Consider the following 16,974-nt stretch of genomic DNA (forward strand, 5'->3'; position numbering starts at 1 on the left):
ATGGAGGTGGTAATTATACCACTACTTATACAATAGTAGAAGGAAATACTGATAGAGCTGCTGGAGACGATATTCCAGTTAGCTTTACTTTAACAGACGCTGCTGGTAATAACTCTGATGYTTTCACTACAGCTATTAGTCAAAACGCAGATGCTATTGATGCGAATAGCCCAACAATAACTTCTGTATCTATTCCTAATACTTCTACTAAAGTTGGTGATGCAATTACAGTAACTATTACTGCTAGTGAAACTGGACTTTTATTAAATGCTGGATTTATTAACGGAGTAACTGTATCTGGCCTTACTGATAATGGAGGTGGTAATTATACCACTACTTATACAATAGTAGAAGGAAATACTGATAGAGCTGCTGGAGACGATATTCCAGTAAGCATTACTTTAACAGACGTTGCTGGTAATAACTCTGATGTTTTCACTACAGCTATTAGTCAAAACGCAGATGCTATTGATGCGAATAGCCCAACTGTCGTTAATGTTAACGTACCTGTAAATGCAACTTATACTGTGGGACAAAACTTAGATTTCACTGTTAATTTTAATGAAAACATAATAGTAAACACTGTAAGTGGAACTCCAGAAATAGCTATTAATATTGGTAGCACCTTGCGTCAAGCTGCATATATTAGCGGATCAGGAACTAGCTCTTTATTATTTAGATACACTGTTATAATTAGTGATTTAGACACTGATGGTATCACCATAGGCTCTTTAGCAAATAATATGGGAACATTAAAAGATACCTCTGGAAATGATGCTAATTTAACCTTAAATAGTGTCGATAGTACTACAGGTGTTTTAGTAGGTAACCCTACAATTACCTGGACAGGTACTATAAATAACAACTGGACAACAGCAGGGAATTGGAACACGAACACTATTCCTACTAATTCAGCTAATGTAATTATTCCTTCTGGGGTAACTAATTACCCTACTGTATCTTCTGCCGTTACTGTAAACTCAATAAATATTGTATCTGGAGCATCTTTAATTGCCAACGCAACGGTAAATGCTCCTGTAACATATAACAGAAATTTACCAACTACAAATTGGTATTTAGTAGCTCCTCCTGTTAATAATGAAACTACACAAGATATAATTGCAAATCATACTTTTGCAACAGGTAGTGGTGCTAATATTGGTATTGGTGCTTATAATAATGATCACGCTACCAATACTTGGAATTATTTAAACATAAGTAGCACTGGACCTGTAATATCAGGAACAGGAGCATCAATGAAACTAGACGCTCCTGGCGATGTTTCTATTACTGGAAATATCAATGTCACAAATGTAGCCATCCCTGTTTCTATGGGAAGTAGAGATAATTTCAATCTAATAGGAAACCCATTTACATCTTATATAAACTCAGCAGTTTTAGCCGGAGATAATTCTGTTATTGAAAATGGTACTTTTTGGTTATGGGACGGATCTCAATACCAAACACATAATAATGCCTCTCCTATTAATATTGCTCCTGCACAAGGCTTTTTTATTGAAGCTAACACTAATACTAATGTTATTTTTTCTACCGCTAATCAAAGTCATCAAAGTTCAGATACTTTTTTGAGACAAGCTCCTAACCCATCTTTTGAATTATTTTTAGAAAATGATGGAAGTAAAAAGTCAACTAAAGTATTTTATGTAGCTAACAAAACTGCCGGTTTTGATAAGGGATATGATTCAAAAATGTTTAGTGGTGTAACGCATGATTTTGCTGTATTTACTGAATTATTAGAAAATAATGAAGGAAAAAAATTAGCAATTCAAACATTACCTAACTCAGATTATCAAAAAATGATAATTCCAGTAGGTATAATTGGTAAAGCAGGTGAACAAATCACATTCTCTATAAATAGTAAAAATATACCTTCTGGTATTCAGTTGTATTTAGAAGATAGAGAAAATAATGTGTTTACAAATTTATCTAATAAAAACTATACTGTTTCTTTAAAGTCAAACACAAATAATTCAGGGCAATTTTACATTCACACAAGTGCAAAAAAACCAAATAACACTGATATTAAAGAAGACATTCAAAATGTTAATATTTATAAATCAATTAATAATAGTATAACAATATCAGGTTTACAAACTGATAAATATTCAGTTAACATATATTCAATTCTAGGAAAAAATATAATGACATCTGAATTCAAAACAACAGGTACTCATGTTATTGAATTACCTAAAATAGCTTCAGGAGTATATGTTGTAGAACTAAGTTCTAGCTTAGGAAAAGTTAATAAAAAAATTATTTTAGAATAACACTTGACATCATGAAAAAACAAACAAAAAACAACACCGAAAATATATCAAGAAAAGAGGCGTTAAAAAAAATAGGAGGTTATAGTAAGTATGCTGCTTTAACAGCCATTGGAACTTATATGATTTTAAACCCTCAAAAAGCACAAGCGCAAAGTCCAGGCCCAGGAACTCCTGGCGGAAATTTTTAATTATTTCTAATAAATAAACCCTCGAAATTTTCGAGGGTTTATTATTTAACTAAATTAAATGCTAGTATAAAAAATTCTTTCTTTTTTAGATATTTACTAATATGATTATTAAAAAAATAGAAAACAAAAATATTATTTGGTTTAAAGATTCAAACGAATATATTGTTGTTGAACCTTTAGTTGCTGAAACACTTTCTCTACTACATAAAAACATTGATAAACAAACCATTATAACTAAAATTAACAATAAAATAAATATACCTCTCCAAGAAATAGAAAACTTAATCGCAGACATAAACAGTTTACTAAATTCGCAAAACTCAACTAAACGTGATTTACCCCCTATTTTAAAACCAAAAAAATTCGAATACGAAAAGTTTTATCAAGTAAATGATATTACTTTCAAAGTACATTACTTATCTGAATATGAATACTCTTTAGTACACCCAAAATTTGCATACTTAGAAGGTAGTATAAATAAAAAAATAACACATCATTTTGAAGTGTATAGTGATAAAAAGCACATTTGCTTTGCTATAAACAACAACGTTATCGGAACATGGACTTTAAATAATGTCCATTATTTTCAAGGAAAATTCTCAATGAAAATCACAGAACTAATCCATCACAAACCAGAAAATCAATGGTTAGGTGTTTTTCATGCTTCAGCTATTAGTAATAGTAAAAATTCTATGCTTTTTTTAGGAGATTCTGGTAATGGAAAAAGTACTTCTTTAGCTTTATTACAAGCAAATGGGTTTACTTGTTTAGCAGATGATTTTGTTCCTGTTGATGCTAAAAAACAAGAAGTTTATAGTTTTCCTTCTGCTATTTCAATTAAAAAAAATAGCTTAACTACTTTACTTCCTATTTATCCTGAACTACAAAATTCTGCTGAATACCACTTTAAAAGATTAAATAAAGTTGTTAGATATTTACCTACAAACAACACAAACTATAAACAAAAGGAAAACTGTAAAGCACTCGTTTTTATTAAATACCAAAAAGGTAGTGACTTAATTATTGATAAAATATCTAATATTAGTGCCTTTGAGCAGTTAGTACCTGACTCTTGGTTATCACCAATACAAGAAAATGTTGAAATTTTCTTAAACTGGTTTTCAAACCTACCTTGTTATCAACTTACGTATTCTAATAATTCGAAAATGATAACAACTGTTTCAAAAATTTTTAATGATGAATTATAAAGATACCTTATTTTTTGTAGGAAAATGTTTAACAATAACTCATGAAAAACACAACCGTAAGTTAATAGAAGAACAGCTAAAGTTAAATAATGTAAACTGGGAAAATGTAGTTAAATTAAGTACAGCTCACTATGTTTTTCCTGCACTATATTGCAATTTGAAACGAGTAAATTTATTGCATTATTTACCAGAAGATTTAGTTACGTATATGAAACATATTACGGATTTAAATCGTGAAAGAAATGAACAAATTATTAAAGAAGCCAAGGAAATAAACGAATTATTACTTTCTAATAAGATAACTCCTATTTTTTTAAAAGGAACTGGCAATTTATTAGATGGTTTGTATGACGATGTAGCTGAACGTATGGTGGGCGATATTGATTTTTTAGTTGAAAAAACTAAATTTTATTCATGCATTAATGTTCTAAAAAAAAATGGTTACTTAAAAAAAAACATTGACAACACAATACTTAACAGGCATTATCCTAGACTTACTAAGCAAAATAAAATAGCCGCAATTGAAGTACATTATAAAATGGTCACTAAAGAAATGTTTTTTAACTATAATTATGTAAAAAACACTTTAAAAAAATCAAAAAACAACGTTTTTATCCTCTCAAACATTAATCAAATATTATTAACATGCCTTAACAAACAAATTAATGATAAAGGTCAATGGACAAAAAGTATTACTTTTAGAAATTCTTACGACTTATACTTACTATCTAAACATATCAATACTAAAATAGCAACAACAAACTTAAACTACTCAAAATCTAATTATCTATTTAATTTCATAGCTAGCACAAGTTATTTTTTTAACACAAAAGATTCTTTATTTTTTAAAAAGACAAAACAAACTGATTTATATATAAACAAACAATTAACATTAATTAAAACCCCTAAATTATATACCTTTTATATTAAATCTTGGGAGCTGTTCTTTTTATATTACCATCGTTTTTCAGTGATTTTAAAATCGTTATACAAAAAAGAATATAGAAATATTTTATTTAAAAAATTAAATTTTTAACTTCTTTAAAATCCAGTCCTCCATAGTTACCAGAACTCATTAATAACAAAACTGTATTTTCTAAATTCTGATTGAATAAAAACTCTTTAAACTCAGCTTGGTTCGTATAGATAATTAAATCATCACGTTTAAAAGCATTGGCTATTTGCTGCGCTGTAACCTCTTCTAATTGTTTAATTTTTACTGCGTGTGGTGAATAAAAAACTACTGCTTTGTCCGCCTCATCTAAAGCACCCTTATATTCTGCTAAAAACTCAGCGTTCAAACTAGAATAGGTATGTAACTCTAAACAGGCTAAAACGGTTCTTTCTGAATATTGTTTTTTTACAGCTGAAGTTGTTGCCGCTACTTTACTCGGACTGTGTGCAAAATCTTTAAAAACTACCGATGTTTTATTTTCTGCAATTTTTTCTAATCGCTTACTAGCTCCTTTAAAACTAGCGATTGCTTCGTAAAATTCATCTTCATCAATTCCCATGTGTTGGCAAATCCACTTTGCTCCTGCTAAATTCTGAAGATTATGATCACCAAAAATCTCTAATGGTAAATCTCCATCAGGAGTATCTATATAGGTAATTCCGTTATCTATAAAATAATTTGGTGTTTTGTATGGATATTTTTTTATGGGATGATTTGAATTTTCAACAACATCTTTTAAGACTGTATCCTCTTCATTATACACCATAATTCCGCCATTAGTAAGCGAATCGTTAAATATTTGAAACTGTTCTACATAATTATCAAACGTAGGAAACACGTTAATATGATCCCATGCTATTCCGCTTAACAACGCAATATTTGGCTTGTATAAATGAAATTTCGGACGCATGTCTATTGGAGAACTTAAATACTCATCACCTTCTAAAACAATAAATTCATTTTTTTCAGTTAAATGCACCATCGTATCAAAACCATCTAACTGTGCTCCTACCATATAATCAACCTCTCTTTCATGATAATTTAACACGTGTAAAATCATAGAGGTAATAGTAGTTTTACCGTGAGAACCACCAATAACAACACGTGTTTTGTCTTTAGATTGCTCGTATAAAAACTCTGGATATGAATAAATTTTCACTCCTAACTCCTGTGCTTTTAACAATTCAGCATTGTCTTTTTTTGCATGCATTCCTAAAACAATCGCATCTAAATCAGTATTGATTTTTTCTGGAAACCAACCAAATTCCTCAGGCAACAATCCATGTTTTGATAAACGAGATTTTGAAGGGTCGTGAATTGTATCATCACTTCCTGTAATTTGGTATCCTTTTTGGTGTAAAGCAATTGCTAAATTGTGCATTGCACTACCACCGATGGCTATAAAATGAATTTTCATGTTTTAGGTATCTCTAGTATAAAGCAAAAATACAAAACCAAGTTATAATTTAAGTATCTTTAAATCGAAACTCATTGAAAAGTTATATTCACGCATTCAAATACTAATTTTACAAATTTTTGGTTGTCTTATTTATAATTATTTAAGTCCTTTGAAGATATAAAACGAATACTGCTATGAAAAAAATCACTCCTTTTTTGCTACTAATTTTATTTTCATCTATTATCCATGCCCAAGAAAATTATAACAATCTTTGGGATGAAGTTCAGAAATTTGAAAAAGACAATCTTCCAAAATCTGCATTAAAAGTTGTAAATATTATTTACGCTAAAGCGGAAGTTGCTAAGAATTCTCCACAAATTATTAAAGCATTGTTTTATAAAAGTAAGTTTTCGTTAACTTTAGAAGAAGATGCACAACTAAAAATCATCAATCAGTTTAAAGAACAGATTGATAAAAGTAGTTTCCCTACAAAAAACGTTTTAGAAAATGTTTTAGCCAATTTGTATTGGCAATATTTTAATCAAAATAGGTGGAACTTTTACCAACGCACCAAAACATCCGAAAAAATTGATGAAAACGATTTTAGAACTTGGGATTTAGATACTTTATTCGCAGAAATTCACAGCTATTATCAGAAATCATTAGCAAACGGATTGCTATTACAACAAACTGATATTTCTGAATTTAGTGAAATTTTACATATCGCTAAAGGCTCTAAAGAATATCGACCTACATTATTCGATTTCTTAGCACACAATGCGCTAAAATTTTATAAAACATCTGAAACAAACATTACAAAACCTGCCTATCAATTTAAAATTGACAATCCTAAATTGATAAGTGATGCCGCTCGTTTTTCTACTATCAACTTAACTTCAAAAGATACTGTTTCGCTTCAACTAAATGCTTTGAAAATTTATCAAGAACTCATAAATTTTCATCTAAAAAACAACAATTTAAAAGCTTTGGCTACGGTAGATTTAGAACGATTAAATTTTGTGAATCAACATGCTGCTTTTAATGATAAGCAAGAACTATTTTTACAAACATTAAAATCAGCTGAAAACAACTATAAAAAACAAGAAATAGCTGAATTGTATAGTTATAAAATTGCTGAAATTTACAAACAACAAGCAAGCAATTATAAAGCCACAAAAAATGAAGCATTTCGTTTTAAAAATAAAGAAGCGCTTGCCATTTGCAATCGTGTAATTACTCAATTTCCTAAAAGTGTTGGCGCAAAAAAAAGTGAAGCTTTAAAACAGCAAATAAAAACAAAAGCGCTTTCAATTTTATCAGAAAAATTTAGCCCAATAAATACTGCTTCTCGTTTATTAATTACGTACAATAATATTGATCATTTATATTTTACAAGTTACAGAATCAGTAGAAGTCAAGTTGAAAAATTAAATAACATTTATAAGGAAGAAGAACGCATCAATTTTATAAAAAAGCTAACCACAGCTGCGTCGTGGAATACTAAATTAAGAAATGAATCTGATTATTTATCTCACACAACCGAGGTTATCGTTCCTAAACTTACACAAGGAAATTATTTAATTGTTGCCCACGAAAACGAAAATTTAAATACGACTGACTTGTTTGCTACTGCCAATATTCAGGTAAGTAATTTAGCATTAATTGAAAGCACAGATAACAATATAAAAACCTACCAAGTAGTTGATAGAAACTCTGGAAAACCTATTAAAAACGCTCAATTATTATTAAAAAACAAAGAGTATCGAAACAGAAAAAACATCAATCAGAAATTAATTACTGATAAAAACGGATTTGCTTTTTATAAAAGTAATCATACATATTACAACGTATCTATTACTGTTAGTACAGATAATGACAGTGCTATTTTTGACAATTATTATTTATACAAGCATCAAAAACCAACTGTAAATACGCAAAATGAAAGCATCAAAATAAAACCGTTTATTTTTACTGATAGAAGTATTTATCGACCTGGACAAACTGTTTATTTTAAAACTATTTTCATTCAAAAAAAGGACGATAAATCTACTCCTTTCACTAATAAATATGTTGAAATTACTTTAAATGATACAAACGGACAAGAAGTTAAAAAGTTAGATTTAAAATTAAATGAATTCGGATCTGCATCTGGCGAAATTGTATTACCTAATAATGGTTTAACTGGCGAATATTCTTTTAATATTGATGAAAGTAAAAAAGAAGAAAGTACTTTTTACAATAGTGTTGATTTCGATTTTGAAAGAGATGATTACATTACTACTATTTCGGTAGAAGAATACAAGCGTCCGAAATTTGAAACCGATTTTAAACCAGTTACCGAAACTTTTAAACTGAATGATAGTATTACTGTAAACGGATTTGCAAAAGCTTTTTCTGGAGCAAATATTACCGATGCTAAAGTGGTATATCGAGTGCATAGAAAAGTACAATATCCTAATTGGTGGTATTGGCGCAGACCAAATTCATCGTCTGAAGCACAAGAAATTACACACGGAGAAAGTATCACCGATACAACAGGTAATTTTGCTATCAAATTTAAAGCACTTACTGACGAGAGTGTAAGTAAAGAAAGTTTACCAATTTTTAAGTATGAAATCACAGCGGATGTTACCGATATTAATGGCGAAACACGAAGTGCTACCACCATCGTAAAAGTAGGTTATCATGCATTAACGGCTTCTTTACTAATAAACCCGATTATTAATAAAGAAGAGAAGCAACATCAAATAAAAATTAACACCAAAAACTTAAACAACGAGTTTGTAGCTGCTAACGGAACTGTAAAAGTTTACAAGTTGCAAGCCCCTGAAAACCCATTACGAAAAAGACCTTGGAATACTCCCGATTATCAAGATATTTCAGAACATGAGTTTAGAAAATTGTTTCCGCATGATGCGTATACTAAACAAGAACAAAATGCGGTTTCTTGGAAGAAAGGGATATTGGTTTTTGAGAAAGAATTTGATACTAAAAAATCAAAAGAACTTATTTTTAAAAACATTAAAAAGTGGACTTCAGGTAAATATATTGCCGTTTTAACAACACATGATAAATTTAAACAACAAGTAACCGACAAAGCTCATTTTACCGTTACCAGTACTACTGAAAAAAAGATTGCTGATAATAATTTATTTTTTATTAGCACTGATAAAACTAATTATTCGGTGAACGATATGGTTTGTTTAGAGCTCGCATCTGCATCCAAAGATATTACGGTAGTTATTCAGGTTGAAAAAAATCACAAAATTGTAGATACGCAATTAGTCCATTTAAATAATAACAAAAAATCTATTGAAATCCCTGTAAACAAAGAAGATATTGGAGGTTTTGCAATTAAATACTACTTTGTAAACTATAATTCTTTTGGCAACGGAGTTATTACTATTTCGGTTCCTAAAAAAGAAGAGTTTATTACTATTGAAACTACTACTTTTAGAGATAAACTAAAACCAGGTACTGCTGAAAAATGGAGTTTCACCATTAAAAATGATCAAAAAAATAAAGTAACTGCCGAAGTTTTAGCAAGTATGTACGATGCTTCTTTAGATGATTTTAAACCTCATAATTGGCAATTCAACCCAATAACAACTTCTAGTTATTATTCGTATGGAAATACCGCAAATGCACAGCATAGTTTTGGAAATGAGAATTTTAGAATTTATAACCGAAGTTATTCGAATAACCGTTATCAACATCAACAATATGATCAATTAAATTGGTTTGGGTTTAGTTTTGGTAATAATTATACAAGAACAATGATGATGAGTAGAAGAGCTAAAACGAATGCTCCACCTGCTCCTGAAAGAATTGAAATCGTTGAAGATGAAATGGAAGTTGAAGAAACTGTCTTGGCATTTAGCGAAAGTGATTCATTAGAGGAAGTTGTAGTAACAGGTTTAGGTAATGAAAATCAAAAAAACCAAGAAAAAACAGCCTTAAAAGGGATTAAAATTCGTAAAAACTTACAAGAAACGGCTTTCTTTTATCCGTATTTAACTACCGATAAAAACGGAGATATTACCTTTAGTTTTACAACTCCCGAAGCGTTAACAAAATGGAAATTACAATTATTAGCACACACTAAAAAAGCACAATCTGCTGTAAAAACGTTAACAACGGTAACTCAAAAAGAGTTAATGATTACACCAAATGCTCCACGATTTTTAAGAGAAGGCGATAAAATAACATTGAGTGCCAAAATTTCGAATCTGTCAGATAAAAATTTACAAGGTATATCTCAATTAATTTTAACGGATGCTGTTACAGGTAAAGAAATTCATCTGTTAGAAAAATCTACAAAAAATCAATCTTTTGTAGTTGATAAAAACGGAAATACGAATGTTTCTTGGAATTTAGCCATTCCAGATACTGTACAAGCCATTCAATATAAAATTGTAGCCAAAGCTGGCGATTTTTCTGATGGAGAACAAAACGTTTTACCAGTTTTATCTAACCGAATGTTGGTTACAGAAACTTTACCAATGTGGGTGCGTTCTAATCAAACAAAAACATTTACGTTAAATAAACTAAAAAACAATACCTCAACAAGTTTAAAACATCACAAATTAACGCTAGAAGTTACATCTAATCCGGCTTGGTATGCTGTACAAGCATTGCCGTATTTAATGGAGTATCCGTATGAATGTAGCGAACAAACTTTTGCACATTATTATGCCAATACATTGGCGAGTCATATTGCTAATTCAAACCCAAGAATTAAAGAAGTTTTTAAACAATGGAAATCTTCGGATGCTTTAGTAAGTAACTTAGAAAAAAACCAGGAATTAAAATCGCTGATTATTCAAGAAACTCCTTGGTTACGTGATGCGCAATCTGAAAGTGAACAAAAAAAGCGTATTGCATTATTATTCGATTTGAATAAAATGAAAAGTGAGCAGCAAAAAAGCATCCATAAACTAAAAAACATGCAATTGAATACTGGTGGTTTTCCTTGGTTTAAAGGAAGTGATTATGCTAATACATATATAACGCAACACATTGTTAGTGGATTTGGTCATTTAAAAAAATTAGGTATTAAAAATTTTGATGCTTCAACAAATGAAATGCTTCAAAAAGCAATTCGATTTTTAGATGAAGAAATTGTAGCACAATACAGTGATTTATTAAAACAAGCTGCAAAAATAAAAGCCACAAAAGGTGTTGTTAAATCTGATGAATATCTAAAGAAAAATCATTTAAGTTATTTTACGATTCAGTATTTATACATGCGTAGTTTTTATCCTGAAATTACATTTTCAAACACGACTAAAGGAGCAATTAAATATTATAAAAACCAAACTGCTGCTTATTGGAATACTTATAACTTATACGCTAAAGGGCAAATAGCTTTAATTCAATTTAGAGAAGGGAATAAAACTGTTTCATCTAAAATTATCCAATCTTTAAAAGAAAATAGTATTACTTCTGACGAATTAGGAATGTACTGGAAAACGAACGTTGCAGGATATTATAATCACGAAGCTCCTATTGAAACGCAAGCTTTATTAATAGAAGCTTTTTCTGAGATTGAAAATGATACCAAAACTATTGACAACTTAAAAATTTGGTTACTTAAAAACAAACAAACCAATAGTTGGCAAACAACCAAAGCAACTACAGAAGCGGTATATGCTTTATTGTTAAATGGAAATGATTGGCTTTCAATTACTGATATGGTTGACATAAAAATTGGAAATCAAAAAATTGAACCCACTAAGCTAGAAAACGTAAAAATTGAAGCTGGAACAGGTTATTTTAAAACTTCATGGAATGAAAATGATATAAAACCAACTATGGCAGAAGTAACGATTTCTAAAAAAGGAAACGGTATTGCTTGGGGAGGATTGTATTGGCAATATTTTGAAGATTTAGATAAAATTACATCAGCTGAAACTCCGTTAAAATTAAAGAAAAAACTATTTAAAAAGATTAATACTGATACAGGTAAAGAACTTATTGAAATTACTGATACAACGGATTTAAAAGTTGGTGATTTAATTACCGTAAGAATTGAACTTCGATCTGACAGAGATATGGAATTTATTCATATGAAAGACATGAGAGCATCTGGTGTAGAACCAATAAATGTACTTTCGCAATACAAATGGCAAGATGGTTTAGGTTATTATCAAGCAACAAAGGATGCTGCAACAAATTTCTTTTTTGATCGTTTATCTAAAGGAGTCTATGTTTTTGAATACGATGTGCGCGTAAATAACTCAGGAAGTTTTAGTAACGGAATTACAACAATACAAAGTATGTACGCTCCAGAATTTAACAGTCATTCGAAAGGAAATAGATTAATAATTAAGTAATTTAGCCATCAAATTTAAAAGTAATACTATTTAAATAATTAAAATTATGAGAAAACTATTTTTATTTATTGGTTTTTTAACCATATCAGTTTTAACAGCTAATGCACAAGATATTGCAGAAAATGCTATTGGTATCCGTTTTGGTGGAAATAACGGCTTTGGTGGTGAAGTTTCTTACCAAAGAGCTTTAGGTGATAATAACAGACTAGAAATCGACTTAGGTATTAGAAATGATTCTGGATTTAGTTCTTTCAAAGCTACAGGATTGTACCAATGGGTATGGGAATTAGAAAATCAATTTAATTGGTATGCCGGTGCCGGTGGAGGACTTGTTTCTGCTAGTGGTAATAGTGCTATTTTTGGTGCAGGTGTAGTTGGTATTGAATATAACTTCGACATTCCTTTAGTAATTTCTTTAGATTACAGACCTGAAATTGGTTTTAGTGGTTTTTATGATGGATTTCAATCTGATTTCGGATTAGGACTTCGTTACCAATTCTAAAACATTTAGGATTTAACAATACAGGAAACCTCCAAATAATGGAGGTTTTTTTTATGCTTTATTTATTTTTTAGGAGGGTAATTCTCTAATATTTTTTCAATTATCTCTTTATAATGCACTAACCGTTCTGCTGGTTTTGTTTTTTCGTTTATCACTCCGTTAGCAATTCCCTGCCATAACAATTCATCATTTTTACTTGCTACAAAATCAATAGTTAATTCTTGATTTAATTTTTTCCGTCCGATAGGTATTCCGCCAGAAATTCCAAAGCCAACATTTCGACCACCACCTATACCTAAACCAATCGTATTTCTATTAATAGATTTACTTTCTTTTGATAAAATATTGATATACATATCTGGATTTTCTGATAAGACCATTCCCTTTTGCTCTAACCCTTTTGTTAATTCATTTGTAATTCTCTTTACATCTAATTCATTTAAACCTTTACCTGCGTCTTCAAAAAAATTGAATGTTTTGTAAACTTCAAAAGCAGTTTTACTATCATAATCATACACTACTTTAGTAGAAGAACAGCCTATAATAAATAATACAAAAAGATATTTTAATTGTTTCATAAATAAAAAATTTAAAATGTTACCTCAATAATCATATCTTATAAAAATACAAAAAACCTCGAATAATCGAGGTCTTATGAAGTTAGTTAGTTGTTTTTTTGAATTATTTATCAAGAACCACTCTTGTTGGCGTATCCTTACCATTAATAATACTTTCGGTTCCTTTAGCAACCGCCTGTATTGTTTGTGTAATTATAGTCATATTTAAAGTTTCAGCTTCATCCGAAACTTTATGATAATCTTTATCTACATCAATTGGCGTAGTAGAAAATGTGTGTGAAGGAACACCTAAACGCGCCAAAGAAGCATTGTCTGATCTAAAAAATAAATTGAATTTCTTATATGGATCAGGAAATAACTGATACCCGGTACCTACTAAGTTTTTTTGAATAATTTTTCCAAAATCAGAACGCTCAAAACCAGTTAACCAAGCAGTATTTGGACCAAAACTAGGTGTCTTACCAATCATTTCTAAATTAATTCCGGCTACAAATTTAGTTGCATCAATGCCTTTTCCAAAATGTGTAGAACCTATTAAGCCCATTTCTTCAGCTGTAAAAGCAACAAAAACAATTGTTCTTTCGTTTTGTCCTTTATTTTTAAAATACTTTGCCAATGCTAAAACTCCCGTTACTCCCGATGCATCATCATTTGCTCCGTTAAAAATTAAATCTCCTTCTCCTGTTTTTTTTGTTCCTAAATGATCGTAATGTGCAGAAACTACTACATATTCATCCTTTTTACTCTTCCCTTCTAAAACCCCAATTACATTGAACATTTTAATTCCTTTGTACTCAAAGTTCTGACGAAAAGTTGGTAATGAATTGTATTTTTTTAATCCAATTTTTTCGAATTCATTTTCAATATACTGCGCTGCTTTCTCAATTCCTGCTGTTCCTGGCTTTCTGCCTCCCATATCATCAGAAGCTAACGTATATAAGTGCTTTCTAACAAGAGTGGAATCAATATTAATTACGTTACTTTTATTTTTTGTTGAAACTTCGGTAGCAGCAACCTTTTTATTCTCGTTTTGTACGCTTTTACAAGATAACATAGCCATTGTTATAAAAGCCGATACATATATTACTTTTTTCATCTAATTCTATTTATTTTTTTAATTTGAAATGCTAAATATAACCAATTTATTTTTTGTTCATTACTAATGAAATAATTACTTTAAAGGCACAATTTTTGAAAGACATAATTGTTATAACTACTATATGAAACAACTATTTTTTCTATTACTATTTACAATCACTTCAATATCGGCTCAAAATTATTTGGATATTGATAATAAGATAAAAACATATCCTAAATTAATTACTGTCGATAAGTTAGCGTCAAAAATTGCTATCGATTTTAATTCTGATGAAGAAAAAGTTAGGGCTATATTTACTTGGCTTTCCTTTAATATTCGTTATGATTTAGAAGATTTTTACAATCCGAAGCAAAAAAGGATTCGTTTTCGCTATAAAGATGAAGCTGACAAACAAATTAAAATTAAAGCAATAAAGGATAATATTGTTAAAGAAACACTGTTAAAAAGAAAAGGGGTTTGCGAGGGGTATGCACAAACTTTTAGTAAAATATGTTCACTTTTAAATATTGAAAACGAAGTTATAAAAGGCTATGTTCGAAACTCTTATAATGATATTGGCAAAATAAAAAACCGAACAAACCATGCTTGGAATGCTGTAAAAATAAATAATAAGTGGCTATATATTGATGCTACTTGGGCAGCAGGAGCTGTTACCAACGGAAAATGGGAGCGTTCTTTTAATGACTATTTTTTTAACATTCCTAAAGAAAAATATTTTTTTACGCACTTTCCTGAAGATGTAACATGGCAAATACGTGTAAAACGAATGCCTTTAGCAACCTTTTTTAAACAACCTATATACACTTCTTTATTTCTTAAAAAAGAATACAAACTACTAAAACCTACATCTGGAATAGTACACAGAAAAACTGATGGTACGATTTCTTTTACACTTAAAAATGTAAACGCTAGTCTGTCTATTTATTGTGGATTTACAGGCTATAAATACGCTAAAAAACCAAAAACAACTTTTAACAAAAACACTATAACCATTAATATAATTCCTCCTAAGAACAGTAAGGTAGTGTATTTAATTATTGACAAAGAAGTAGTATTGGAGTTTTTAATACAATAATATTATTGTCCTCGTATTTTATATGCCTCCATTAAAACTGAAACTAATATTTCTTCATTAATCTCTTCTAAATGATAATACCGAAGAGACTTTACTGCTTTTCTTTTTTCTGAGACCAAAAACTCATTGTGTTTTTTGAGTACTGTTTTAGAATAAAAACCTACATCAACATATCCTTTTTTAGTTGCGTTAAAATAACAAAGTGGTTTGTTTTTTAGATAATAAAAAGGAAGTTTCCATTTATATAACAACTCTGTTTCAGAGAAATTCACCTCAATTAAAACCTGAAGATGTAATAAAATAGACCGAAATGGTTCTTCTTGTTTTAATATATATTGTTCAGCTGGTTTCATCCTATAAAAATAAATTAAATATTTTACTTGCCAGTGAAATATAAAAACTTTTACTTTGTATTTCAAAGTTCTTTAAAAATGAATTCACAAGATTATTTAAAAGACATATCAGAAATTAAAAACTTAATGAATAAATCATCTCGGTTTATTTCTTTAAGTGGTCTTTCTGGTATTATGGCTGGTATATACGCACTTATTGGATCAGCTTTTGCGTATTGGTTGGTAAACAATCATTCGTATGGTAAATTATTATTAGACGGCTGGGTTTTTAGGGTTGCTTTATTAGATTTACTCATCGTATTAGTTGCAAGTGTTGGAACTGCTGTTTTTTTAACCACTAAAAAAGCAAAAAAAAATAAAGTAAAAATCTGGGATACAACAACAAAACGTTTATTAGTAAGCTTTGTTGCGCCTTTAATTGCTGGTGGAATTTATATAATCATTATTTTAAGTCAAGGTCGTTATGGACAAACTGGTGGATTAATGTTACTTTTTTATGGATTAGCTTTAATAAACGCTTCTAAACATACCTACGGTGATATTAAATATTTAGGTTATACAGAAATAGTTTTAGGTTTACTTTCATCATACTTTATTGGTTATGGCTTTTGGTTTTGGGTATTAGGTTTTGGTGTTGTACACATAATTTATGGAACTTTAATGTATTTTAAATACGATAAAAAATAATTTTGAAAAACATTATTTTACATATTAACAAAGCTTTTGACCATAGAATACGACTCGGAATCATGTCTATTCTTATGGTAAATGAATATGCTGAATTTACCACTTTAAAAGAATTATTGGGTGCTACAGATGGTAATTTAGCTAGCCACACCAAAGCTTTAGAAAAAGTTGAATTTATTAGAATAGAAAAACAATTTATTGGACGAAAACCAAATACGCGATATTATGCAACTGATACTGGTAAACAAGAATTTAAGAAACACATTGAAGCTTTAGAAAAGCTCATTAAAAATAAATAATATTTTTT

The 16,974-nt window shown here is 29.6% G+C and carries 13 protein-coding genes; 9 read left to right on the forward strand and 4 right to left on the reverse strand.

The window, feature by feature from the left end:
• The 4 genes from N2251_RS00580 to N2251_RS00595 all read left to right on the forward strand — a co-directional run.
• Window positions 1–2,288 (forward strand): DUF8693 domain-containing protein (locus N2251_RS00580; protein ID WP_260584737.1); only part of this gene is annotated, 2,288 nt, incomplete at its 5' end.
• 11 nt (window positions 2,289–2,299) lie between these two features.
• A complete protein-coding gene (locus N2251_RS00585) occupies window positions 2,300–2,476 on the forward strand; it encodes a hypothetical protein (protein WP_260584738.1) in 177 nt (58 codons plus the stop codon).
• 101 nt (window positions 2,477–2,577) lie between these two features.
• On the forward strand, window positions 2,578–3,684 hold the full coding sequence (locus tag N2251_RS00590) for a hypothetical protein (protein WP_260584739.1): 1,107 nt from the start codon (window positions 2,578–2,580) through the stop codon (window positions 3,682–3,684).
• Window positions 3,671–4,720, forward strand: a complete 1,050-nt coding sequence (locus N2251_RS00595; RefSeq protein WP_260584740.1) for a nucleotidyltransferase domain-containing protein — start codon at window positions 3,671–3,673, stop codon at window positions 4,718–4,720. Before N2251_RS00590 ends, N2251_RS00595 begins: the two co-directional genes overlap by 14 nt.
• Here the strand turns inward: N2251_RS00595 and N2251_RS00600 are convergent.
• The gene (locus tag N2251_RS00600) at window positions 4,701–6,056 is read right to left on the reverse strand and encodes a UDP-N-acetylmuramate--L-alanine ligase (RefSeq protein ID WP_260584741.1); all 1,356 of its coding nucleotides are present in this window, start codon (window positions 6,054–6,056) and stop codon (window positions 4,701–4,703) included. The genes N2251_RS00595 and N2251_RS00600 overlap by 20 nt on opposite strands.
• Before the next feature lie 176 nt (window positions 6,057–6,232).
• Between N2251_RS00600 and N2251_RS00605 the strand changes: the two genes are divergently transcribed.
• Entirely contained in the window at window positions 6,233–12,373 is a 6,141-nt protein-coding gene (locus N2251_RS00605; protein ID WP_260584742.1) for an alpha-2-macroglobulin family protein, read from the forward strand.
• A gap of 46 nt (window positions 12,374–12,419) precedes the next feature.
• Window positions 12,420–12,875, forward strand: coding sequence for a hypothetical protein (locus tag N2251_RS00610; protein ID WP_260584743.1), 456 nt, complete (start codon window positions 12,420–12,422; stop codon window positions 12,873–12,875).
• A gap of 62 nt (window positions 12,876–12,937) precedes the next feature.
• Here the strand turns inward: N2251_RS00610 and N2251_RS00615 are convergent, their stop codons facing one another.
• Entirely contained in the window at window positions 12,938–13,453 is a 516-nt protein-coding gene (locus tag N2251_RS00615) for a DUF4136 domain-containing protein (protein WP_260584744.1), read from the reverse strand.
• A 103-nt stretch (window positions 13,454–13,556) separates the two neighbouring features.
• The gene (locus tag N2251_RS00620) at window positions 13,557–14,549 is read right to left on the reverse strand and encodes a M20/M25/M40 family metallo-hydrolase (RefSeq protein WP_260584745.1); all 993 of its coding nucleotides are present in this window, start codon (window positions 14,547–14,549) and stop codon (window positions 13,557–13,559) included.
• Window positions 14,550–14,673: 124 nt separating this feature from the next.
• On the opposite strand from N2251_RS00620, the gene N2251_RS00625 reads away from it, so the two are divergent.
• Window positions 14,674–15,627, forward strand: a complete 954-nt coding sequence (locus N2251_RS00625) for a transglutaminase domain-containing protein (protein ID WP_260584746.1) — start codon at window positions 14,674–14,676, stop codon at window positions 15,625–15,627.
• A 2-nt stretch (window positions 15,628–15,629) separates the two neighbouring features.
• Here N2251_RS00625 and N2251_RS00630 read toward each other — a convergent pair whose 3' ends face one another.
• Window positions 15,630–15,980 (reverse strand): DUF1801 domain-containing protein, encoded by a 351-nt coding sequence (locus N2251_RS00630; RefSeq protein WP_260584747.1) that lies wholly within the window; start codon window positions 15,978–15,980, stop codon window positions 15,630–15,632.
• Window positions 15,981–16,058: 78 nt separating this feature from the next.
• Between N2251_RS00630 and N2251_RS00635 the strand changes: the two genes are divergently transcribed.
• Both N2251_RS00635 and N2251_RS00640 read left to right on the forward strand, forming a co-directional pair.
• Window positions 16,059–16,667, forward strand: a complete 609-nt coding sequence (locus tag N2251_RS00635; protein ID WP_260584748.1) for a hypothetical protein — start codon at window positions 16,059–16,061, stop codon at window positions 16,665–16,667.
• Window positions 16,668–16,669: 2 nt separating this feature from the next.
• The gene (locus N2251_RS00640; protein ID WP_260584750.1) at window positions 16,670–16,966 is read left to right on the forward strand and encodes a winged helix-turn-helix domain-containing protein; all 297 of its coding nucleotides are present in this window, start codon (window positions 16,670–16,672) and stop codon (window positions 16,964–16,966) included.
• Window positions 16,967–16,974: the final 8 nt, after the last annotated feature.

This window comes from Tenacibaculum haliotis (genome assembly GCF_025215075.1).
Classification (GTDB): Bacteria; Bacteroidota; Bacteroidia; order Flavobacteriales; family Flavobacteriaceae; genus Polaribacter; species Polaribacter haliotis_B.

What these genes read in the sequence shown, in the direction of transcription:
- N2251_RS00585 (WP_260584738.1), top strand. Translation starts at nt 2,300, where the DNA reads ATGAAAAAACAAACAAAAAACAACACCGAAAATATATCAAGAAAAGAG.
- N2251_RS00590 (WP_260584739.1), top strand. Translation starts at nt 2,578, where the DNA reads ATGATTATTAAAAAAATAGAAAACAAAAATATTATTTGGTTTAAAGAT.
- N2251_RS00595 (WP_260584740.1), top strand. Translation starts at nt 3,671, where the DNA reads ATGATGAATTATAAAGATACCTTATTTTTTGTAGGAAAATGTTTAACA.
- N2251_RS00600 (WP_260584741.1), bottom strand. Translation starts at nt 6,056, where the DNA reads ATGAAAATTCATTTTATAGCCATCGGTGGTAGTGCAATGCACAATTTA.
- N2251_RS00605 (WP_260584742.1), top strand. Translation starts at nt 6,233, where the DNA reads ATGAAAAAAATCACTCCTTTTTTGCTACTAATTTTATTTTCATCTATT.
- N2251_RS00610 (WP_260584743.1), top strand. Translation starts at nt 12,420, where the DNA reads ATGAGAAAACTATTTTTATTTATTGGTTTTTTAACCATATCAGTTTTA.
- N2251_RS00615 (WP_260584744.1), bottom strand. Translation starts at nt 13,453, where the DNA reads ATGAAACAATTAAAATATCTTTTTGTATTATTTATTATAGGCTGTTCT.
- N2251_RS00620 (WP_260584745.1), bottom strand. Translation starts at nt 14,549, where the DNA reads ATGAAAAAAGTAATATATGTATCGGCTTTTATAACAATGGCTATGTTA.
- N2251_RS00625 (WP_260584746.1), top strand. Translation starts at nt 14,674, where the DNA reads ATGAAACAACTATTTTTTCTATTACTATTTACAATCACTTCAATATCG.
- N2251_RS00630 (WP_260584747.1), bottom strand. Translation starts at nt 15,980, where the DNA reads ATGAAACCAGCTGAACAATATATATTAAAACAAGAAGAACCATTTCGG.
- N2251_RS00635 (WP_260584748.1), top strand. Translation starts at nt 16,059, where the DNA reads ATGAATTCACAAGATTATTTAAAAGACATATCAGAAATTAAAAACTTA.